This window comes from Pseudomonas sp. SED1, assembly GCF_034044025.1.
GTDB lineage: Bacteria > Pseudomonadota > Gammaproteobacteria > Pseudomonadales > Pseudomonadaceae > Aquipseudomonas.
The window spans coordinates 106,640-127,803 of sequence record NZ_JAXCIS010000023.1 but is presented as its reverse complement, the minus strand read 5'-3'; the positions used below and the strand labels follow the sequence as shown (position 1 = coordinate 127,803).

At 59.9% G+C, this 21,164-nt stretch carries 14 protein-coding genes and 4 tRNA genes; 13 read left to right on the top strand and 5 right to left on the bottom strand.

Annotated elements, in window-relative coordinates; translation table 11 throughout:
- Positions 1-74: 74 nt before the first annotated feature.
- Together SNL23_RS03555 and SNL23_RS03550 are read right to left on the bottom strand one after the other, a co-directional pair.
- On the bottom strand, positions 75-284 hold the full coding sequence (locus SNL23_RS03555) for a hypothetical protein (protein WP_167662439.1): 210 nt from the start codon (positions 282-284) through the stop codon (positions 75-77).
- Positions 285-589: 305 nt separating this feature from the next.
- Complete coding sequence (locus SNL23_RS03550; RefSeq protein WP_318301616.1) at positions 590-1,786, bottom strand: amino acid aminotransferase; 1,197 nt, start codon at positions 1,784-1,786, stop codon at positions 590-592.
- Between the two features lie 343 nt (positions 1,787-2,129).
- Between SNL23_RS03550 and uvrB the strand changes: the two genes are divergently transcribed.
- Positions 2,130-4,145, top strand: coding sequence for an excinuclease ABC subunit UvrB (gene uvrB, locus SNL23_RS03545; RefSeq protein WP_076016086.1), 2,016 nt, complete (start codon positions 2,130-2,132; stop codon positions 4,143-4,145).
- A gap of 276 nt (positions 4,146-4,421) precedes the next feature.
- Here the strand turns inward: uvrB and SNL23_RS03540 are convergent, their stop codons facing one another.
- Both SNL23_RS03540 and SNL23_RS03535 read right to left on the bottom strand, forming a co-directional pair.
- Positions 4,422-5,972, bottom strand: coding sequence for an MDR family MFS transporter (locus SNL23_RS03540; protein WP_318301615.1), 1,551 nt, complete (start codon positions 5,970-5,972; stop codon positions 4,422-4,424).
- A complete protein-coding gene (locus SNL23_RS03535) occupies positions 5,962-7,008 on the bottom strand; it encodes an HlyD family secretion protein (RefSeq protein WP_318301614.1) in 1,047 nt (348 codons plus the stop codon). The genes SNL23_RS03540 and SNL23_RS03535 overlap by 11 nt, the downstream gene beginning before the upstream one ends.
- 196 nt (positions 7,009-7,204) lie before the next feature.
- Here SNL23_RS03535 and gltX point away from each other — a divergent pair, with 196 nt between their 5' ends.
- From gltX to SNL23_RS03475, 12 genes are all read left to right on the top strand, one after another.
- The gene (gene gltX, locus SNL23_RS03530) at positions 7,205-8,686 is read left to right on the top strand and encodes a glutamate--tRNA ligase (RefSeq protein ID WP_167662435.1); all 1,482 of its coding nucleotides are present in this window, start codon (positions 7,205-7,207) and stop codon (positions 8,684-8,686) included.
- 147 nt (positions 8,687-8,833) lie between these two features.
- Positions 8,834-8,909: transfer RNA gene (locus tag SNL23_RS03525), tRNA-Ala, on the top strand.
- An 80-nt stretch (positions 8,910-8,989) separates the two neighbouring features.
- Positions 8,990-9,065: transfer RNA gene (locus SNL23_RS03520), tRNA-Glu, on the top strand.
- A gap of 50 nt (positions 9,066-9,115) precedes the next feature.
- A tRNA-Ala gene (locus SNL23_RS03515) sits at positions 9,116-9,191 on the top strand.
- A gap of 80 nt (positions 9,192-9,271) precedes the next feature.
- Positions 9,272-9,347: transfer RNA gene (locus SNL23_RS03510), tRNA-Glu, on the top strand.
- 182 nt (positions 9,348-9,529) lie between these two features.
- Complete coding sequence (locus SNL23_RS03505) at positions 9,530-10,069, top strand: TetR/AcrR family transcriptional regulator (protein ID WP_076016082.1); 540 nt, start codon at positions 9,530-9,532, stop codon at positions 10,067-10,069.
- Positions 10,070-10,098: 29 nt separating this feature from the next.
- Entirely contained in the window at positions 10,099-10,932 is an 834-nt protein-coding gene (locus tag SNL23_RS03500; protein WP_318301613.1) for an alpha/beta hydrolase, read from the top strand.
- Positions 10,933-10,982: 50 nt separating this feature from the next.
- On the top strand, positions 10,983-11,432 hold the full coding sequence (locus tag SNL23_RS03495; RefSeq protein ID WP_076016080.1) for an acyl-CoA thioesterase: 450 nt from the start codon (positions 10,983-10,985) through the stop codon (positions 11,430-11,432).
- A 40-nt stretch (positions 11,433-11,472) separates the two neighbouring features.
- Entirely contained in the window at positions 11,473-12,450 is a 978-nt protein-coding gene (locus SNL23_RS03490; RefSeq protein WP_167662432.1) for a tRNA dihydrouridine synthase, read from the top strand.
- 566 nt (positions 12,451-13,016) lie between these two features.
- Positions 13,017-14,840, top strand: a complete 1,824-nt coding sequence (locus SNL23_RS03485; protein WP_318301612.1) for a hypothetical protein — start codon at positions 13,017-13,019, stop codon at positions 14,838-14,840.
- 260 nt (positions 14,841-15,100) lie between these two features.
- A complete protein-coding gene (locus SNL23_RS03480) occupies positions 15,101-15,910 on the top strand; it encodes a hypothetical protein (protein WP_318301611.1) in 810 nt (269 codons plus the stop codon).
- A 58-nt stretch (positions 15,911-15,968) separates the two neighbouring features.
- A complete protein-coding gene (locus SNL23_RS03475) occupies positions 15,969-17,867 on the top strand; it encodes a hypothetical protein (protein WP_318301610.1) in 1,899 nt (632 codons plus the stop codon).
- Here SNL23_RS03475 and SNL23_RS03470 read toward each other — a convergent pair.
- Positions 17,853-21,161 carry an EAL domain-containing protein gene (locus SNL23_RS03470; RefSeq protein ID WP_076014708.1) on the bottom strand — a complete coding sequence of 1,103 codons (3,309 nt, stop codon included), beginning with the start codon at positions 21,159-21,161 and terminating at the stop codon, positions 17,853-17,855. The genes SNL23_RS03475 and SNL23_RS03470 overlap by 15 nt on opposite strands.
- Between the last annotated feature and the right edge of the window lie 3 nt (positions 21,162-21,164).

Sequence of the window (21,164 nt, the reverse complement as noted above, 5' to 3'; positions counted from 1 at the left end):
CGATATTGATGGTGCCTGACCCACCGCTATCGCGGCCTCGCTAAAGCTCGACGGCTCCCACATTTTAGGCTTTGTCAGCCGCCGAACTGCAGGGTGCCCATGGCCAGTTTGGCCATCAGCGCGCCGGCGCCCAGTTGCACCAGCCACAGGGCCAAACCGCCGAGGAATACGCCGAGGGCGACTTGCAGTACCAGGCTTTTCTGGCGCTTGACGGGGGGTGGGCGCGGGGTGAAGTGGTCCAGTTCGTCGCGGTCGGCACGCAGGTCCAGGTCGTCGTTTCTCATAGGGTACTCGAGGGAAGGGACTGTCTTGCTGTCAGTCTAGGGGTAGCGGACCGAAAGCAGCGAATTTTTCAGGGCAATGCCCCACTTCTTAAGCAAGCCACCCATCCTGTGGCGAGGGAGCTTGCTCCCGCTGGGGCGCGAAGCGGCCCCCATTCAGGCACCGCATTCATTCAGAAAGTTCAGGGTGGCAGGTTTTAGGGCCGCTGCGCAGCCCAGCGGGAGCAAGCTCCCTCGCCACGTTGAGCGCGCGCGCAGAATGAAAAAGGGGAAGCCATCGGCTTCCCCTTTTTCGCATCACAACAGGCTTACAGCACCTGAACGATGGCCTTGGTCACTGCATCAATGTTCTTCTGGTTCAACGCCGCCACACAGATGCGGCCGGTATCCAGCGCGTAGATGCCAAACTCGTTGCGCAGGCGCGTCACTTGCTCAACGCTCAGGCCGGAGTAGGAGAACATCCCGCGCTGGCGACCGACGAAGCTGAAGTCGTGGCCCGGAGCCGCCTTGGCCAGGTCGGCCACCATCTGCTCGCGCATGCCGCGAATGCGCAGGCGCATTTCGGCCAGTTCGGCTTCCCACTGGGCGCGCAGCTCAGGGTCGTTCAGCACCGCTGCAACGATTGCCGCGCCGTGGGTCGGCGGGTTGGAGTAGTTGGTGCGGATCACACGCTTGACCTGGGACAGGATGCGCGCGCTTTCTTCCTTGGAGTCGGTAACGATGGACAGGGCGCCCACGCGCTCGCCGTACAGCGAGAACGACTTGGAGAACGAGCTGGACACAAAGAAGGTCAAGCCCGACTCGGCGAACAGGCGCACCGCAGCGGCGTCTTCGTCGATGCCGTCGCCAAAGCCCTGGTAGGCCATGTCGAGGAACGGTACGAGGTTTTTCGCCTTGACCACGTCCAGCACTTGTTGCCAGTCGGCCGGGCTCAGGTCGACGCCGGTCGGGTTGTGGCAGCAGGCGTGCAGCACGACGATGGACTGGGGCGGCAGGGCGTTGAGGTCTTCCAGCAGGCCGGCGCGGTTAACGTCGTGGGTGGCGGCGTCGTAGTAGCGATAGGTCTGTACCGGGAAGCCGGCTTTTTCGAACAGCGCCTGGTGGTTTTCCCAGCTCGGGTCGCTGATGGCGACGACGGCGTTGGGCAGCAGTTGCTTGAGGAAGTCTGCGCCGATTTTCAGGGCGCCGGTGCCGCCGACCGCTTGGGCGGTGATCACGCGGCCGGAGCTGATCAGTGGTGATTCAGCGCCAAACAGCAGCTTTTGCACGGCCTGGTCGTAGGCGACAATGCCGTCGATCGGCAAGTAGCCACGGGCGGCGTGTTGCGCCACTCGAATGGCTTCCGCTTCGGCAACGGCACGCAAGAGTGGAATCTTCCCCTCCTCGTTGCAGTAAACGCCCACGCCAAGGTTCACCTTGGTGGTTCGGGTATCGGCGTTGAATGCTTCGTTGAGGCCCAGGATTGGATCGCGTGGTGCCATTTCGACAGCGGAGAACAGGCTCATTTTTGCGGCAGCTCTATAGAGAGTGGAGGGACGTGTCGCGCTCCAGCCGAATGCACTAGAGCGGTGCACAAACGGGGAGCTAGTATAGAGGCCATCACTGCTCACGGCGACAGCCGAAACGGCTTTTCGGCCAAGTTTTTCGGTTTATTTACCGACCGTTAGTCTTATTGCAACGTTGATCGGCAATGGCATGTAGGACGTTTGCCTTGAAACCCGTGACATTTGCCTCCACTTCTACAGCTATCATGGTTTTTTCCTGCAACCTGCGCCGAACAGTCGCGGGTCGCGGTCTTTTTCGTCCCCGCTGCTTTTTCCGGCCCCGGGGTGACTCAAGAGGTACGTTATGTCGGATTTCCAGCTAGTCACCCGCTTCGAGCCTGCCGGCGATCAACCGGAAGCCATCCGCCTGATGGTCGAAGGCATCGAAGCCGGCCTGGCACACCAGACCTTGCTCGGGGTGACCGGCTCCGGCAAGACCTTCAGCATCGCCAACGTGATCGCCCAGGTGAACCGCCCGACCCTGGTGCTGGCGCCGAACAAGACCCTGGCCGCGCAGTTGTATGGCGAGTTCAAGGCGTTCTTCCCGAACAACGCGGTGGAGTACTTCGTTTCCTACTACGACTACTACCAGCCGGAAGCGTATGTGCCGTCGTCCGACACCTTTATCGAGAAAGACGCTTCGATCAACGACCATATCGAGCAGATGCGACTGTCGGCGACCAAGGCGCTGCTGGAGCGCAAGGACGCGATCATCGTCACCACGGTGTCGTGCATCTACGGCCTGGGCAGCCCGGAAACCTATTTGAAGATGGTGCTGCACGTCGACCGCGGCGACAAACTCGACCAGCGCGAACTGCTGCGGCGCCTGACGAGCCTGCAATACACCCGCAACGACATGGACTTCGCCCGGGCGAGCTTCCGCGTGCGTGGCGATGTGATTGACATCTACCCGGCGGAATCCGACCTGGAAGCGATCCGCATCGAGCTGTTCGACGATGAAGTCGAGAGCCTGTCGGCCTTCGACCCGTTGACCGGCGAGGTGATCCGCAAGCTGCCGCGCTTCACCTTCTACCCGAAAAGCCACTACGTGACCCCGCGGGAAACCCTGATGGGCGCCATTGAGGGCATCAAGGGCGAACTGGTGGAGCGCCTGGAATACCTGCGTTCCAACAACAAGCTGGTGGAAGCCCAGCGCCTGGAACAGCGCACCCGCTTCGACCTGGAGATGATCCTCGAACTGGGTTACTGCAACGGCATCGAAAACTACTCGCGCTACCTTTCGGGCCGCGAATCCGGGCAGGCGCCGCCAACCCTGTTTGATTACTTGCCGGACGACGCCTTGCTGGTGATCGACGAGTCCCACGTCAGCGTGCCGCAGGTGGGCGCGATGTACAAAGGTGACCGTTCGCGTAAAGAAACCTTGGTGGAATACGGCTTCCGCCTGCCGTCGGCGCTGGATAACCGGCCAATGCGTTTCGACGAGTTCGAAGGCATCAGCCCGCAGACGATTTTTGTCTCGGCCACGCCGGGTAACTACGAGGCCGAACATGCGGGGCGTGTGGTTGAGCAACTGGTGCGCCCAACCGGCCTGGTGGACCCGCAAATCGAAATCCGCCCGGCGCTGACTCAGGTCGACGACCTGCTGTCGGAGATCGGCAAACGCGTGGCGCTGGAAGAGCGGGTGCTGGTCACTACGCTGACCAAGCGTATGTCCGAAGACTTGACCGATTACCTGGCCGACCACGGCGTGCGCGTGCGTTATTTGCACTCGGACATCGACACCGTTGAGCGCGTGGAAATCATCCGCGACCTGCGCCTGGGTGCGTTCGATGTGCTGGTGGGGATCAACCTGCTGCGTGAAGGTCTGGACATGCCGGAAGTGTCCCTGGTGGCGATTCTGGATGCTGACAAGGAAGGCTTCCTGCGGTCCGAGCGTTCGTTGATTCAAACGATTGGCCGAGCGGCGCGGAACCTGAATGGCCGGGCGATTCTGTATGCGGACCGGATTACCGGCTCCATGGAGCGCGCGATTGGCGAGACCGAGCGGCGTCGCGACAAGCAGATTGCCTACAACCTGGAACATGGGATCACGCCGAAGGGCGTGTTCAAGGATGTGGCCGACATCATGGAAGGTGCGACCGTGCCGGGCTCGCGCAGCAAGAAGCGCAAGGGCATGGCCAAGGCTGCGGAGGAGAATGCCAAGTACGAAGCAGAATTGCGTTCGCCGAGCGAGATCACCAAGCGTATTCGTCAGCTGGAAGAGAAGATGTACCAGTTGGCGCGGGATCTGGAGTTTGAAGCGGCGGCGCAGATGCGCGATGAGATCGGCAAGTTGCGGGAGCGGTTGCTGGCAGTGTGATGATCGTTCCCACGCTCTGCGTGGGAACGCAGCCCGGGACGCTCTGCGTCCCAAGAGCGGACGCGGAGCGTCCAATGAGGCATTCCCACGCAGAGCGTGGGAACGATCTTCATGCGGCTTCTGTGGCGAGGGGGCTTGTCCCCCGTTGGGCTGCGAAGCGGCCCCAAAACCTGCTACCTCGGTCTTTCTGAAAGAATGGGGTGATTCTTATGGGGGCTGCTGCGCAGCCCAACGGGGGACAAGCCCCCTCGCCACAGGGTTGGTATACACAGTTATTTAGTGTGACTCCCCAGCCTTAAGCCCCGCCGGCAACGCCTTGGTCAACAAGATCGCCACCATACTGATCCCCAACGCCAACCCCACAAAGTGAAACGCATCGTTGTAGGCCATGATCTGCGCTTGTTGATGGGCAATCTCACTCAACTTGCCCAACGCCGCCGTCTCGCTGCCAAACGTCTCCGTCAGCCTGGCCATCCGCTCCGCCACCTGCGGATTGGTCGGCACAATCGCCTCACGCAGGTAATCAAAGTAGGTCTTGGTGCGTGCATCCAGCAGCGTCGCCAGCAACGCAATCCCTATCGCCCCACCCAGGTTTCGCAAAATATTGAACAGGCTCGACGCCGACCCCGCGTCCTTCGGCATGATGTACGCCGTGGCAATCAATGAAATCGTCACCATGATCAGCGGCTGCCCCAGCGCGCGGATGATCTGGATTCGGTTGAACTGGTCGCCGGCAAAGTCCGGGTTCAGCACTCCCGATGAAAAGCTCGCCAATCCAAACAGCCCGAACCCCAGCGTGCACAGCCATTTGGGCGACACGTATTTCATCAGCTTGGGCACCAGCGGAATCAGGAACAGCTGCGGAACGCCCATCCACATGATCACTTCGCCGATTTGCAGGGCGTTGTAGTTCTGGATCTGCGCCAGGTACAGCGGCAGTAGATAGATCGAGCCGTACAGCCCCACGCCCATCCCCAGGCTGGAGATGCTCGACAGCCCGAAATTGCGATTGCCGAGGATGCGCAGGTTGATCAGCGGGTTGGGCTTGGACATCTGCACGATCACAAAGGTGATCAGGCTCAGCAGGGCGACGGTGCCAAGGCTGACAATCAGGCTCGATTCCAGCCAGTCCTTGCGATGGCCTTCCTCAAGAAACACCTGCAAACACCCAAGGCCCACGGCCATGGTGACGATGCCGAGGTAGTCGGTGCTTTTGAGCAGGTCCCAGTTGGAATCCTTTTTCTCCAGGCCGTACAGCAACCCGGCGATCATGATCAGGCCCGGCGGGATGTTGATGTAGAAGATGTATTCCCAGCCCCAATTCTCGGTCAACCAGCCGCCGATGGTCGGGCCGATGGACGGGGCGAAGGTGGCGGTCATGGCGAACATCGCCATGCCTTTGGCGCGGTGATGCTCGGGCAACTTGATCAGGGTGAGGGTGAACGCCAGCGGGATCAGCGCGCCGCCGGTAAACCCCTGAAAGGCGCGGAACACGATCATGCTTTCCAGGCTCCAGGCCATGGAACACATCAGCGAGGCGATCAGGAACCCGCCGGACACCCACACCGCCAGGCGGCGCGCCGACAACAGCTGCACCAGCCAGGCGGTGAGGGGGATCATGATGATTTCGGCCACAAGGTAGGAGGTGGAAATCCACGAGCCTTCTTCAAGGGTGGCCGACAGTGCGCCCTGAATGTCCTTGAGGGACGAGTTGGTGATCTGGATGTCGAGCACTGCCATGAAGGCGCCGAGCATCACGCTCATGACCGCGATCCAGTCGCGCCGGGTCGGTTCTCCGATCGGGGCCAGCAGTTGATCACCGGCCATCTTGCGGGTCTTTGATATTCACTTTGACCGTCACCGACATGCCCGGGCGGATTTTGCCCTGTAGCGGGTTGTCGGCGGCGAAGGTCAGTTTGACCGGAATCCGTTGTACGACTTTGGTGAAGTTGCCTGTGGCATTGTCCGGCGGCAGCAGGCTGAACTGCGCGCCGGAGGCGCCGAACAGGTTGGCGACACGGCCTTCGATTGGGGTATCGCTGTAGGCGTCGAACGTCAGCTCGGCCTTTTGCCCGGGCTGCATGTGGCCGATCTGGGTTTCCTTGAAGTTGGCCTGCACCCAAATGTCCCGGTCCGGGACGATCGACAGCAGGTAGGCGCCGGCCTGCACATATTGGCCGTTGCGCGCGGCACGCTGGCCCATCAGGCCGCTGATGGGCGCGTGGATTTCGCTGCGGGTCAGGTTCAGTTCGGCCTGGGCCAGGTCGGTCTTGGCGTTGGCGATCATCGCGTCGAGGCGCTTGATCTCGGCGTTCAGGGCGTTGACTTGCTGGCGCTGGCCCTGCAGGTCGGCCTGGGCCATGGTCACCTGGGAGCGGGCGATGTGGTTGTCGGCGTCGAGGGTGGTGACGCGTTCTTCGGAGACATAACCGGGCTTGCGCAGGGTTTGTGCACGGTTCAGGTCGATCTGCGAGCGGCCGAGGGTGGCCTGGCTGGAAGAAACCTTGGCTGCACCGGCGGCGATCAGGCTGGCTTGCTGGGTGAGTTTGCTCTGGGCCTGCACGCGCTCGGCTTCGCGCATGGCCAGGGCGGCGTTGGCGCGGTCGACGGCGAGGTGGAAGTTGTCGCCTTCGAGCTTGACCAGCAGTTGGCCTTTTTCCACGTGTTCGTTGTCGCCCACCAGCACCTCGACGATGCGCGCGCCCAGTTGGCTGGAGACCCGGGTGATCTCGCCCTGGACGTAGGCGTTGTCGGTGCTCTCATAAAAGCGGCCCTTGAAGAACCACTGGGCGAAAAAGCCCGCGGCAATCAGGACCACGATCAACAGGAAGATAAACAGGCGGCGTTTGAGCGGGGCAGGCATGGCGATCATGTCGGTAACAAAAGGTAATGGAATATAGCCAGCGAACCGTCTGGCAAATAGCCATGGCGAGTCTTGAGACCGGAGCTTGTCTCATATGCCCTTTGTTCGCCTCCCCACGCTGGAGCCCAAGGGCTTGGGGCTGTTACCATTCGCCCCTTGTTTCATTTTCAGTTTTATCGCCAATTCGAGACCCGCCATGACCACCGTCCGCACGCGCATCGCGCCATCGCCTACTGGGGATCCCCACGTAGGTACTGCTTACATCGCCTTGTTCAACTACTGCTTTGCCAAGCAGCACGGCGGTGAATTCATCCTGCGGATCGAAGACACCGATCAACTGCGTTCCACCCGTGAGTCGGAACAGCAGATTTTCGATGCCCTGCGCTGGTTGGGCATTACCTGGGCTGAAGGCCCGGATGTCGGCGGCCCACACGGCCCGTATCGCCAGAGCGAGCGCAGCGACATCTACAAAAAGTACACCCAGCAGTTGGTCGACATGGGCCACGCCTTCCCGTGCTTCTGCACCGCCGAAGAGCTGGACCAGATGCGCGCCGAGCAACAGGCCCGTGGCGAAACCCCGCGCTATGACGGCCGCGCGCTGCTGCTGTCGAAAGAAGAAGTGGCCCAGCGCCTGGCCGCCGGCGAGCCGCACGTTATCCGCATGAAGGTGCCGAGCGAAGGCGTGTGCGTGGTGCCGGACATGCTGCGCGGTGACGTCGAGATCCCGTGGGACCGCATGGACATGCAAGTGCTGATGAAGACCGACGGCCTGCCGACGTACTTCCTGGCCAACGTGGTCGATGACCACCTGATGGGTATCACCCACGTGCTGCGTGGCGAAGAGTGGCTGCCATCGGCGCCGAAACTGATCCTGCTCTACGAGTACTTCGGCTGGGAACAACCGCAGCTGTGCTACATGCCGCTGCTGCGTAACCCGGACAAGAGCAAGCTGTCCAAGCGCAAGAACCCGACTTCGGTGACCTTCTACGAGCGCATGGGCTTCATGCCTGAGGCGATGCTCAACTATTTGGGCCGCATGGGCTGGTCGATGCCGGACGAGCGCGAGAAGTTCTCGTTGCAGGAAATGGTCGATAACTTCGACCTGTCCCGCGTGTCCCTGGGCGGGCCGATCTTCGACATCGAGAAACTGTCGTGGCTCAACGGCCAGTGGCTGCGTGACCTGCCGGTGGAAGAGTTCGCCAGCCGCGTGCAGCAATGGGCGTTGAACCCCGAGTACATGATGAAGATCGCGCCGCTGGTGCAGGGCAGGGTGGAGACGTTCAGCCAGGTCGCACCGTTGGCGAGCTTCTTCTTTGCCGGTGGCGTGAACCCGGACGTGAAGCTGTTTGAGTCGAAGAAACTCTCGGGTGACCAGGTTCGCCAGTTGATGCAGTTGATCCTGTGGAAGCTCGAAAGCCTGCGCCAGTGGGAGAAGGATGCGATCACCGCGACTATCCAGGCGGTGGTTGAATCCCTGGAATTGAAACTGCGCGATGCGATGCCGCTGATGTTTGCCGCGATCACCGGGCAGGCGAGTTCGGTGTCGGTACTCGATGCGATGGAAATTCTGGGCCCGGACCTGACCCGTTTCCGTCTGCGCCAAGCCCTTGATTTGCTTGGTGGTGTGTCGAAGAAAGAAAACAAGGAATGGGAAAAGCTGCTGGGCGCTATCGCTTAAGTAAGCTGTTGTAACGGTCAAACCCCGGTTTTCCGGGGTTTGCTCGGTAAGTGATTGTTATCTCGGCAAAAAATTTTGAAAATTGTTGAAAATAAATTTGACACGTTTCAAATACGCCATTAAGATTCGCCCCGTCCTCACCGACGAGGGGCTATAGCTCAGCTGGGAGAGCGCTTGCATGGCATGCAAGAGGTCAACGGTTCGATCCCGTTTAGCTCCACCAATTTACAGGTTCAAGGTCTGGCCACACCGTCCTTGAATCCGATCAGGTCTCAGCTCTGATCAGTTGTATAGAAGGTTTGTGTCCCCTTCGTCTAGTGGCCTAGGACACCGCCCTTTCACGGCGGTAACAGGGGTTCGAGTCCCCTAGGGGACGCCAGTTTCAACAAGCAGTTCGAAAGGTCTGCTGCGCCGCGAGGCGAAAAATCCGGGGCTATAGCTCAGCTGGGAGAGCGCTTGCATGGCATGCAAGAGGTCAACGGTTCGATCCCGTTTAGCTCCACCAATTTACAGGTTCAAGGTCTGGCCACACCGTCCTTGAATTCGATCAGGTCTCAGCGCTGATCAGTTGTATAGAAGGTTTGTGTCCCCTTCGTCTAGTGGCCTAGGACACCGCCCTTTCACGGCGGTAACAGGGGTTCGAGTCCCCTAGGGGACGCCACGATTACCCGCTCTGCGGGATTTTTAAGGGTCATTCAATTATTGAATGGCCCTTTTGTTTGTCTGGCGTTTGGCCAATCTTCCTTCCTCTCCCCGAATGTTCTTCTGACCAATGGTCATGGCTGTGGCTTGCGAAATATTATTATGGTAATAATATTCGAAGCATGAGATTCGGAGGCAACGATGAACGATAAAAAAGCGCAAACCCGCGAACGTATTCTGCAAGCTGCCGGCGCCGCCCTGGTGCAGCGTGGCCCGGCCGAGCCGAGTGTGGGCGAAGTGATGGGCGCGGCGGGGCTCACCGTCGGTGGTTTCTACGCGCACTTTGAGAGCAAGGATGCGTTGATGCTGGAGGCCTTCACCGCGTTGTTGGCCCGGCGTCGCGCGTCCATCGATGACATGGACTCGACCTTGACCGGTGAAGAGCGCCGCGCCCTGGTGGCAGCGTTCTACCTGTCGCGCAAACACCGTGACTCCACCGCCCAAGCGTGCCCGATCCCGGCCACCGTGGGCGAGATGAGCCGCCTGCCGGACGAATTCCGCCAGGCCTTGAACGAGCATTGTGAGCTGATGGCCGCACAGCTGGCCGCCAGCCCCGAAGAAACCGACAAGGCCCTGGCCGACATGGCACTGATGATCGGCGGCCTGTCGCTGGCCCGCGCCCTGGGCCCAGGTGAGTTGTCGGACCGTGTGTTGCGTGCGGCCAAGTCCGCGGTGCGTTAAGAGCGGCCTTCTGGCCTGAGGGATAAGCGATGGGCACGTTGAAATGGGTTCGTGGCGTCAATGGCACCTTGGGCCGGCTGGCGCCGCACACCGTTGCCAGCAAGATGCGTCGGGTGTTTATGACGCCTCGCGATCTGCCGCCCCGTGACTGGGAGTTGCCGTTGCTGGCGCAGTCCGAGCGCATCACCTTGCGTTTCGGCCTGTCGGCGCTGAAGTGGGGCCAAGGCCCTGCGGTGCTGTTGATGCATGGCTGGGAAGGGCGCCCGACGCAGTTCGCCAGCCTGATCACGGCATTGGTTGCGGCGGGCTATTCGGTGGTTGCGCTGGATGGTCCGGCTCATGGCCGTTCGCCGGGTCGCGAAGCCCACGTGCTGCTGTTCGCTCGCGCCATGCTGGAAGCCGCTGCCGAGCTGCCACCGCTGCATGCCGTCGTCGGCCACTCCATGGGCGGCGCCAGCGCGATGCTCGCGGTGCAGTTAGGGTTGCGCACCGAAGCCTTGGTGAGCATCGCCGCACCCTCGCGCTTTCTCGACGTATTGCGCGGCTTTGCCCGCATGGTCGGTTTACCGGCGCGAGCGCATTCGGCGTTTATCCAGGAGGTGGAGCTGACGATGGGCATGCCGCTCAAGCACCTCGACGTCGCCCACTATCAGATGAATATCCCGGGCCTGATCGTGCATGCCGAAGACGATACTTTCGTTTCGGTCAAAGCCTGCCAGGTCATCCACGACGCCTGGTTCGACAGCCGCCTGCTGCGCCTGGAGCAAGGCGGGCACCAGAAGGTGCTGGCAGATCCGCGCGTGATCGAAGGCGTCCTGGCGCTGCTGGCCGGCCGCCACGTGCCAGAGCGCCAAACCGCCTGAGCCATGGGTTACACTGCTCGCCGCCGACATTAATCGACCGGGAGCACCGCATGGGCTGGGATTTGGCAACGCCGTTTATCATCGATCTTCAGGTCGGTGCCGAAGACATCGACGGCCTGGGGCACGCCAACAACGCGGTGTACGTGTCCTGGCTGGAGCGTTGTGCGTGGCGCCATTCCCAGCGCTTGGGGCTGGACCTCACCGAGTACCGCCGGCTGGACCGTGCCATGGCCGTGGTGCGTCATGAGATTGATTACCTCGCCGCCGGCTACGAAGGCGACGAGCTGCAGTTGGCGACCTGGATCGTCGACTGGGACCAGCGCCTGAAAATGACCCGACGCTTCCAACTGGTACGCCCGCGTGACGGCGCCACCTTGCTGCGGGCGCAAACCACCTTTGTCTGCATCGAACTGTCCAGCGGCAAGCCCAAGCGCATGCCGGCGGAATTTCTTGAAGGTTACGGCCCTGCGCTGCAAGGCGAATTACCCTCCGGCGCCTGAAACCCGTAAACTGCGCCACGTTTTTCGTTGAGTGTTTTCCATGCAAATTGCTTTGGCGCCCATGGAGGGGTTGGTCGACAACATCCTGCGGGACGTGCTGACCCGGGTCGGCGGTATTGATTGGTGCGTGACCGAATTCATCCGGGTCAACGACCGCCTGCTGACGCCTGCCTACTTCCACAAACTCGCCCCTGAGTTGCTGCACGGTGCCAAGACCGCTGCCGGCGTGCCTCTGCGCGTGCAGTTACTCGGTTCAGACCCGGTGTGCCTGGCGGAAAACGCGGCCCTGGCGTGCGAGCTGGGCTCGCAGGTGGTTGACCTGAACTTCGGTTGCCCGGCCAAGACCGTCAACAAGTCACGGGGTGGGGCGGTGCTGCTCAAGGAGCCGGAACTGCTCAACCAGATCGTCGAGCACGTACGGCGTGCGGTGCCGGCGCATATTCCGGTCACTGCCAAGATGCGCTTGGGCTTCGACAGCCCGGACGGTGCCCTGGTGTGCGCCACGGCCCTGGCCGAAGGCGGCGCGGCGCATATCGTGGTGCACGCACGCACCAAGGTTGACGGCTACAAGCCGCCCGCGCATTGGGAGTGGATCCCGCGTGTGCAGGAGGTAGTGAAGGTGCCGGTTTTCGCCAACGGTGATATCTGGAGCGTTGAAGACTGGCGACGTTGCCGGGAAATCAGCGGCGTGGAAGACATCATGCTCGGCCGTGGCCTGGTGGCCCGTCCCGACCTGGCCCGGCAGATTGCTGCCGCACGTGCTGGCGAAGAAGTCGTGGAGATGACCTGGGCGCAGATGCAGCCGATGCTTCATGAGTTCTGGAGGCAATCGGTGGAGCAACTGACCGAGCGCCAGGCGCCTGGCCGTTTGAAGCAATGGTTGGCGATGCTGACCCGCAACTACCCCGAGGCGGTGGAGTTGTTCACGGCGATGCGCCGGGAAACGGACCTGGAGCAGGTCGGACGATTACTGGGAATACCGGATGCTGGCGCGCAGGCGTTGGCACTGAAAGATTGAGTTCATATATATAAGCATTTCAAGCCTGCATGAGAGGGCGCCGTTGGCGCCCTTTTTTGTGCTTGCGATAAAGTGTCTCATCGCCGGAGTACGCGGGCGCGCGGCAGGTTTTTAATCTTGTGTTGTTGTTTTTTATCCGCCTTATATTTGCTTGATATGTGTTAGGTGGTGCGTATTTGCTACATGTTTTTACTGTTGGGGCTGACGTATTTTATTGGATTGGTTAGTTGGGTATGTGGGCGCGCCCGATAACATAAGTCTGGTTTGATTGTATGAGTGACTGATTTCATCGATTTGCCGATGGCGCTGAGTATTGCTCAATGTATCGGGTTCTGGGGGGCGGAAGTCGAGTAAGAACACGACATTTTCTGGAATGTCCATAGGATAACGTCCCGGTTTTAATTTTGATGTCCTTATGTGAGGGCTGATTATCGGAACTCGATGGCTGCAACCCCCACGAAAGTAGGGAGTGTGCATTGCTCGTGTTTGTTTTCAGTTCAACATCAGATCAATTGATCCCCAGGCCAGTAACGGTGTTTGGGGTATCGCTTAATAAGGATTTATCAATGTCCAATTTGTCAGTTAATAACTTTCCGCGCTTAAATAATGATCTTCACTCGCAGGTGACGGATACGTCCAAGCCGGTGCCTAATACTGCCAGCGATTCCCCTGCAAGTACGGTCAGTAACTTGCTGAAGAACGGTACGGCTGTTGCAAAAGACGGCACCGTGACCTTTAACAAGGACGCGCTTGAAAAGTTGTTCGAGATGTTTGAGTTTGCGTTCAAGGCGATACGCAACATGCTGTCGGGCCAGGGAGGCCTGCCCAGGCCGATGCCCGATGCAGCACCGCAGTCCAATAAATCCGAGCAGAGCGGCGATGCGTTGGCTAAGGTCAAGGCTGACAGCAATCCAGCAGTGCTGACCCCGGCAACCAACATCAAGCCGGATGTGAAACCAGCGGTTCAGGACCTTGCGCCCAAGGTTCAGGCGGACAGCAATCCAGCGGTGCCGATCCCGGCGACCAGCGTCAAGCCGGATGTGAAACCAGCGGTTCAGGACCTTGCGCCCAAGGTTCAGGCGGACAGCAATCCAGCGGTGCCGACCCCGGCAACCAACATCAAGCCGGATGTGAAACCAGCGGTTCAGGACCTTGCGCCCAAGGTTCAGGCGGACAGCAGTCCAGCAGTGCCGACCCCGGCAACCAACATCAAGCCGGATGTGAAACCAGCGGTTCAGGACCTTGCGCCCAAGGTTCAGGCGGACAGCAGTCCAGCAGTGCCGACCCCGGCAACCAACATCAAGCCGGATGTGAAGCCAGCGGTTCAGGACCTTGCGCCCAAGGTTCAGGCGGACAGCAATCCAGCGGTGCCGACCCCGGCAACTAACGTCAAGCCGGGTGTCAACCCAGCAGTTCCGGCGCCGACGCTTAACGTCGCGCCTGAAACGAATGCGTTATCAACGCGACACAGGATCGACCCTGGCTTCCGGCCGGACGCATTCCCGGACAATAGGGTGACTACCAATGTCACCGTTCAAGTTATGAACTGTCCCTGCCCTCATCCCGAGGTGCAACCCGGGTCGCAAGATCGAATGACGCGGCGAGTCGATGGCAAAAAACCGATTACTCCTAACACGTCAGTAACCCCGGGTGTCGATAACCAGACTCCAGTTGTTCCTAACAGGCCAGTAACGCCAAGTGTTGATAACCATGCGCCAGTTGTTCCTAACAGGCCAGCAACGCCAAGTGTTGATAATCAGGCGCCAGTTGTTCCTAACAGGCCAGTAACGCCAGGTGTTGATAACCGGACGCCAGTTGTTCCCAACAGGCCAGTAACGCCAGGTGTTGATAACCGAACGCCAGTTGTTCCCAACAGGCCAGTAACGCCAGGTGTTGATAACCAGGTACCAGTTGTTCCCAACAGGCCAGTAACGCCAGGTGTTGATAACCAAGTACCAGTTGTTCCCAACAGGCCAGTAACGCCAGGTGTTGATAACCAGGTACCAGTTGTTCCCAACAGGCCAGTAACGCCAGGTGTTGATAACCGGACGCCAGTTGTTCCCAACAGGCCAGTAACGCCAGGTGTTGATAACCAGGTACCAGTTGTTCCCAACAGGCCAGTAACGCCAGGTGTGGATAACCAGGTACCAGTTGTTCCCAACAGGCCAGTAACGCCAGGTGTTGATAACCAGGTGCCAGTTATTCCTAACAGGCCAGTAACACCAGTCGTTGATGACAAGACGCCAATCGCCCCCCGGCCTCCAGTAACGCCGGACGTGACGGCTCCAGGACCTGCAGAGAACGACTTTTTTGAGTCGTCCGGCAACCGCGGGAAACAGGCTTCCAACAACGATTGGCGCTTCAATCCAGGTCGTCGGATAAGTCGATAAAACGGCAACCTCTCAAGGTTTATCAAGGAAATTGCTTCCCGGTCGTCAAGACCGGGGGGCTTCTGGAAAAGAGTGGATTTATGTCTTGTTTACCTATTAGACAAAGGATGCAGGCAAGCACGGAGTATCAGCATCTGGCCTCGTGTCCAGTACGACCAAGGACGGTTTCGACGGACGAGAGGAAAGTTGATAGGGATCCTGTCCCGGCATTCAACAATAACGATCGAGGCGGCATTGGCGATGCAACAAACAACGGCCCGATGCTGACGAAGTTGCTCGAGGTCTTTACGCAGTTCTTTTCCCTGTTGCAACGTGTCCTGGCCGGGACGGATCCGACGAACACGGTTCCGACCCCGGTAACACCGTTGCCTATGCCTCCGGTGACACCCCTTCCGGCAACACCGTTGCCCTCGCCTCCGGTGATCCCCCGTCCTGTTTTACCGCTCCCTGATCCACGTGCACAGGTTCTTCGAGACCTTTCCAGCAAGCGTAATGGCGCAAAGCCCGACAATATCTGGAACGGTTTTCGCCAGGGCCCCGATGGTAACTGCGTGACGATTTCGGCGATCAAGGCGGCGATGATGAAGTTTGGGCAAAGCCCGACCGATATTTTCAAGTCTGTTCGAGGCGTAGGTGATGGCTATCACGTGGAGATGCGTGACGGATACAGGCTGGACCTGAAAAAGGATGAGCTGGAAAAGGCGACAAGGGCTTCAAGGTTTGTCCTAATGACTGACTCCGGCATGCTCAAGGACGCGCACTTCCTGTTTGCTGTCAGTGCCAAACGGGCAATGATGGAAAACAACGACGGGACTGCCGGGAAAAGCATTGAGCATGCCATACACAGCCTTAACAATGGTGAGGATGAATTGGTGGCGGGTGAAGGCTTCTTGCGGCTGGGCTTGCGCCAACACATGCGGACGGTCTCGGTAACAGCCTTTCGAGATAAGTCATTGATAGGGATGGTCAACAGGCAGCGTCACTCGGTGGCTGTGATTGACGGGTGTGAGGAGCTATACGGCAAGAAGGGGGGGGCGCCGCGTTTCGGAGATGCCATCGCGTTGATCTGACGTTTTCGCAGGTTCACACCTGGATTCAGCGTGTGGTGGTGTTCAGAGGGTTGTGAGCATGAATGTCTTGAACTCCGGTTTTGCGATGAGGGTCGGCCGCAACGTTTTTCATGGCTTGCAGGAAGCACAAGAAAGGCCGGCCGATATCGTCAATGCCTTCAGTTCTACCGAACGTAGATTTGCTGAGCACTTTGATACCAGTACTCATTCGGCGGTCATCAAGATGATGATGGTTACATTCGGGTCTCGCCGCGCCGATATGTTCAGCGAGGTCCGGCACGTCGGCGGCGGCTACGACATCACTCTGAAAGACGGCTACAAGTTGCATCTTGCTGAACATGAGCTGCGCCGCACCACGGCCGCGTCGAGGTTTGTCGGCAGCGATGCAGGCGCAATGGAAAATGCCAATTTTGCGTTGGCGGTCTTTATCAAACGCAAACAGTTGTCCAGCGCGGACAGCAGTATCAACAGCAACTTTGATGCGGCCTTGTCGACGTCTTTACAGGGAGAGACCACCTTTAATCTGCTCAAAGGCATGGGGATGAAGCAGTTTATGCGGCGTATACCTGCGCAGCAGCTCATCGGCAAGGACGCCGTTGGTGTTATGGAAACTCATGACTTTGGCGCCTCATTGATCCGTAATGGGGTGGCGCATCGGTTTGACCGTCAATACCGCCCCGACCGCCATTACGTCTATGTGTTGGACAACGCCGAGCAGGCGAGGCGCAACCCTGAGAAACCCTCCGGCATCCTGAATGGTTTTAATGCGGTTGAACCAAGGTTTGGCGAGTCGTTTGATGTCAGCAGCCACGCCGCCGTGATCAAGATGCTCATGCTGAGATTTGGCCAAAGCCCGGCGGATATGTTTGAGAAAGTCATCCCGGCAGGAGGGGGCTATAACATCACGATGAAGGACGGCTTCGCGATTCACCTTTCCGAACAGGAATTGAACCAGGCGAGCGAAGCGTCCCGGTTTGCCGGACCTGACAGGCAGGCCCTGAACCAGGCCAACTTCATGTGGGCGGCCTACGTGAAACGCAGGCAACTGACCCGTTTTGATCCCGCGCCGGACAAATCATTTGGCAGGGCTTTATCAAACGCCCTGGAAGGCGATACGCCCTACAGGGTCTTGAAGGGGCTTGGGATGGTCGGTTTTTTGCGGCTCGTTCCCCCCGGCAAGATGATGAAGCAAGGCGCTGTCGCGGTAATCAATACCTTCGGCTATTCGGGCGCCTTAGTGCTGGATGGCGTCCAGCACAGTGTTGGAAAACCAGCGTCTGTCGCCAGGTCGTATGGCTACATGCTCGCCGAGGAGGTGCCTGCCGGATTACCGATTGATTCAATTCCCACGGTTTCTCCGACGTCCGATGTCCCGGTGGGGATCAAGCCCGCCAATATCTGGAGCGGATTTTATCAAGGGGTCGAGGGTAATTGCGTCACGGTATCCGCGATCAAGGCGGCGATGATGAAGTACGGTCAAAATCCCCGGGGCATCTATAAAAGCATCATCCCGACGCGCGAGGGTTATACCGTGACCATGCGCGATGCCTGTACGGTGCGCTTGACCCATGAAGAGCTGAAAAAGGCCCGGGAAGGCTCACACTTCAAGGGCGCTGACCCCGGGTTGCTCAAGGACGCGACGTTCTTGTACGCCGTCAGTGCCAAGCGGGCGCAAATGGAGAATCACGAGTTTCGCGCCGCCGCCGGTTTCGAAGCGGCCATGGGCACGCTCAATGATGGCGAGAGCCCCGGTGATGCGCTGCTGCGGCTGGGACTGTATGCCTTTACACGGCAGAGCAGCGTCCAGGAACTGGCCAGCGGCGTGGCCGGTACGCTGGCAAACTTCGGGCACTCTGTAGCGGTTGTTGATGGCGTTTTTGATGATTACGGGGCCAAAACCTCACTGAAGACATCGGGCTGGATGCGTGACGATGGCATCGCACTAAAGTTGGTTTAACTGCAACGGCCCGGCCTGCACCAGCCGTTGCCGGAAACCCTCCATAGGCAGCGGCCGGCTGTGCAAATACCCCTGATACAAATGACACCCCAGCCCCTGCAAGAACGCCAATTGCTCGGTCGTTTCCACTCCCTCGGCAATCACCTCCAGGTTCAAGCTGCGGGCCATGGCCACAATCGCGCGGATGATTTCCGCATCGTTCGGATCATGGGTCGCATCGCGCACAAACGACTGGTCGATTTTCAGCGCATCCACGGGCAGGCGCTTGAGGTAGGTCAGTGACGAGTAGCCGGTGCCGAAATCATCCATCGCAAAGCTCACGCCGAGTTTTTTCAGGCGGCGCATCTTGCTGATGGTGTCGTCCAGATTCTGAATCACGATGCCTTCGGTGATTTCCAGTTTCAACAGCGTAAAAGGCAGTTGGTGGGTGCGCAGGCTGCGCTCCACCCGCTCGACAAAATCGTTCTGGCGAAACTGCCTCGGGCTGATGTTCACGCACAGGCTGAAATTCAGCGGGTCCACCAGGCCCTCGGCGATCAGTTGCGCGAAGGTCCCGCAGGCTTCATCGAGGATCCAGGTGCCGACTTCCAGAATCAGTCCGCTGTCTTCCAGCACCTTGATGAATTCAGTCGGCGATTGCGCGCCCAACTGCGGGTGCTGCCAGCGCACCAGGGCTTCGGCGCCGACGATTTGGTTACCCCGGGCATCCACTTGCGGTTGGTAGTGCACGCTGAATTCACCGCGGGACAGGGCCAGGCGCAGGTCGGTTTCCATACGCAGCCGCTCGCTGGCGGTTTTCTGCATGCTGTTGTGGAACATCTGGATCGTGTTGCGTCCCGAGTCCTTGGCTCGATACAGCGCGATATCGGCGCGCTTGAGCAAGTCCGCCGGGGTTGAACCGTGATCGGGAATCAGCGCCACGCCAATGCTCGGCGTGACTTGCAAGCGTTGGCCATCCAGAAACATCGGTTCGGATAACAGTTCGCGCAGGGTGTCGGCCAACTCCGAAACCTGGGCACTGACCTGCTGGCGCGAACCCTCCAGGCCGCTGAGCAGGACTACAAATTCATCGCCACCCAGGCGCGCCACGGTGTCTTCCATGCGCACGCTGGCTTCGAGGCGAGCGGTGACGATTTTCAGCACGGTGTCGCCCACCGGGTGGCCGAGGGAGTCGTTGATGTGCTTGAAGTGGTCCAGGTCGAGGAACAGCAGGGCGCCCCGCAGGTTATGGCGTTTGAGCAAGGCGATCTGCTGGCTCAGGCGGTCCATCAGCAGGGCGCGGTTGGGCAGGTTGGTCAGCGGGTCGTGATAGGCCAGGTGGCGAATCTGCGCCTGGGCGTTTTTCAACAGGCTCACGTCCCGGGCGGTCAGCAGCAGGCACGGGGTTTCATTGAGGGTGATGGGTTCCACCGACACTTCAACCGCCAGTACTTCGCCGCGCTTGTTGTGCCAGAGCATTTCCAGGTGATGAATGCGGCCCTTGATCTGCAGCTCGGCCAATAATGCAGCGCGCTGGTTTTCGTCGGCCCAGATGCCGATCTGATACAGCGTCAGGCCGATCGCCTCTTCGGCGCGGTAGCCGGTCAAGCGGCAGAAGCCGTCATTGACTTCTACATAGCGCCCGGTATCGCGTTCGGTGATCGACACCGCGTCGGGGCTGGAATGAAAGGCCTTGGCGAACTTCTCTTCGCTGGCCTTGAGCGCCGCTTCCGAGCGTTGCTGCTGGGTGATGTCCCGCAAGGTGGTGACGATGCAGGGTTGGTCGCTGACCTGGATCAGGCGGCTGGAGATCACGCAGTTAAGGGTTTGGCCGTTCTTGTGATGAACGGTGATTGCCACGTTGCTCAGGGATTGTTCGCGAATCACCTGCTCGATGCGTTGCAGGCGCCTGCTGGGTTCATCCCACAAGCCGATCTGTTCGGCGTTGTTGTTGAGCACCTCGGCGGCGGTCCAGCCGAAGGTCTGGGTGAAGGCCGGGTTGATCTCGATAAACTGGCCGGTCTCCAGACGTGTCACGCAGATCGGGTCGGGGCTGGCGAGAAACAGGCTGGCGAACTTTTCTTCCGACGCGGTCAGGCGTTGTTCGCGCTCGACCTGGTCGGTGATGTCGAGCAGCGTGCCGGCCATGCGCAGGGGCACGCCCAAGTCATCGCGATACAGGCGGGCGCGGCTTTCCAGGTAGCGCGAACTGCCATCTTCCAGTTGCACGCGATAGGTCAGTTGGTAGTTGCCCGCCGGGCCTTCGCGCAGGGTCCGGTAGGCGTTGCGCATGCTCTCACGCTCTTCCTGAGGCATGCCTTCAAAAAACGCCTCGAAGGATTCGTGAAACGGCTGGGGTTCCAGCCCGTGCAATTGCGCGGCGCGGGCCGAGCCGTAGAGCATGCCGCTGGGAATGTGCCAGTCCCAGGTACCCAGTTGTGCCGAGTCGAGGGCCAGGTCCAGGCGTTCCTGGCTGTCCTTGAGGGCTTGCTCGGCGTTCTTGCGGTCGGTGGTGTCGAGGAAGGTGCTGATCAGGTAGTCCTCGCCGTCCAGCTCGACTTTCTGGGCGCTGAGGGTGCCATCGTGGATCTGCCCGTTGCTGGCGCGAAACTGCACCTCCATGGTGATGGGGGTGCCTTTGCGCTGGGTGGCCTTGATCAGTAGCGCGCGTTGTTCGGGGTGTACCCAGAGGCCCAGCTCCAGCGTGCTGCGGCCAATGGCATCGGCCAGCGGCCAGCCGAACAGGCTCTCGAAATACTGGTTGGCTTCGCTGATCAGGCCGTCCGCCTGGCGGGTCAGCAGGACCATCAGCGGGCACAAATGAAACAGGGTGGCGAAGCGCTTTTCCGAATGGCTGAGGGCGTGTTCGCGCTCGCGCTGGTGGGTGATTTCGCGGATCACTCCGATCATCCGCCGGCGACCGGCCTTGTCCGGCAGCAGGCTGCCGTTGATTTCCAGCCAATGCAGGCTGCCATCGGGCCATTGGATACGGTGGTGCATGGCTTGGGCTGCGGGCTCGCCGGCCAGCACCGCATGAAAGGCCCGGACCACCTTGGCGCGGTCCTCGGGAGCCAGCAGGTCCAGGTACTCCAGGTCTTTAGGCAGTGGGTGGCGCGGGTCGAAGCCGAACAGTGCCTGGGTGCCTCGGGACCAGCTTATCCGGCCGGTATCGATTTCCCAGCTCCAGGCGCCCAGCCGGGCAGCGTTGAGCGCCGCCAGCAGTTGCGGCGCGCTGTCCCAGCTTTGCTCCGCCTCCTGTGGGTCCAGGGCGTAGATGCGAGGCAGAGGTGGCACGGAATTGACGGGGTTGCGCATTAT

What these genes read in the sequence shown, in the direction of transcription:
- uvrB (WP_076016086.1), top strand. Translation starts at nt 2,130, where the DNA reads ATGTCGGATTTCCAGCTAGTCACCCGCTTCGAGCCTGCCGGCGATCAA.
- SNL23_RS03485 (WP_318301612.1), top strand. Translation starts at nt 13,017, where the DNA reads ATGTCCAATTTGTCAGTTAATAACTTTCCGCGCTTAAATAATGATCTT.
- SNL23_RS03500 (WP_318301613.1), top strand. Translation starts at nt 10,099, where the DNA reads ATGGGCACGTTGAAATGGGTTCGTGGCGTCAATGGCACCTTGGGCCGG.
- gltX (WP_167662435.1), top strand. Translation starts at nt 7,205, where the DNA reads ATGACCACCGTCCGCACGCGCATCGCGCCATCGCCTACTGGGGATCCC.
- SNL23_RS03550 (WP_318301616.1), bottom strand. Translation starts at nt 1,786, where the DNA reads ATGAGCCTGTTCTCCGCTGTCGAAATGGCACCACGCGATCCAATCCTG.
- SNL23_RS03490 (WP_167662432.1), top strand. Translation starts at nt 11,473, where the DNA reads ATGCAAATTGCTTTGGCGCCCATGGAGGGGTTGGTCGACAACATCCTG.
- SNL23_RS03505 (WP_076016082.1), top strand. Translation starts at nt 9,530, where the DNA reads ATGAACGATAAAAAAGCGCAAACCCGCGAACGTATTCTGCAAGCTGCC.
- SNL23_RS03475 (WP_318301610.1), top strand. Translation starts at nt 15,969, where the DNA reads ATGAATGTCTTGAACTCCGGTTTTGCGATGAGGGTCGGCCGCAACGTT.
- SNL23_RS03495 (WP_076016080.1), top strand. Translation starts at nt 10,983, where the DNA reads ATGGGCTGGGATTTGGCAACGCCGTTTATCATCGATCTTCAGGTCGGT.
- SNL23_RS03540 (WP_318301615.1), bottom strand. Translation starts at nt 5,972, where the DNA reads ATGGCCGGTGATCAACTGCTGGCCCCGATCGGAGAACCGACCCGGCGC.
- SNL23_RS03535 (WP_318301614.1), bottom strand. Translation starts at nt 7,008, where the DNA reads ATGCCTGCCCCGCTCAAACGCCGCCTGTTTATCTTCCTGTTGATCGTG.
- SNL23_RS03480 (WP_318301611.1), top strand. Translation starts at nt 15,101, where the DNA reads ATGCTGACGAAGTTGCTCGAGGTCTTTACGCAGTTCTTTTCCCTGTTG.
- SNL23_RS03555 (WP_167662439.1), bottom strand. Translation starts at nt 284, where the DNA reads ATGAGAAACGACGACCTGGACCTGCGTGCCGACCGCGACGAACTGGAC.
- SNL23_RS03470 (WP_076014708.1), bottom strand. Translation starts at nt 21,161, where the DNA reads ATGCGCAACCCCGTCAATTCCGTGCCACCTCTGCCTCGCATCTACGCC.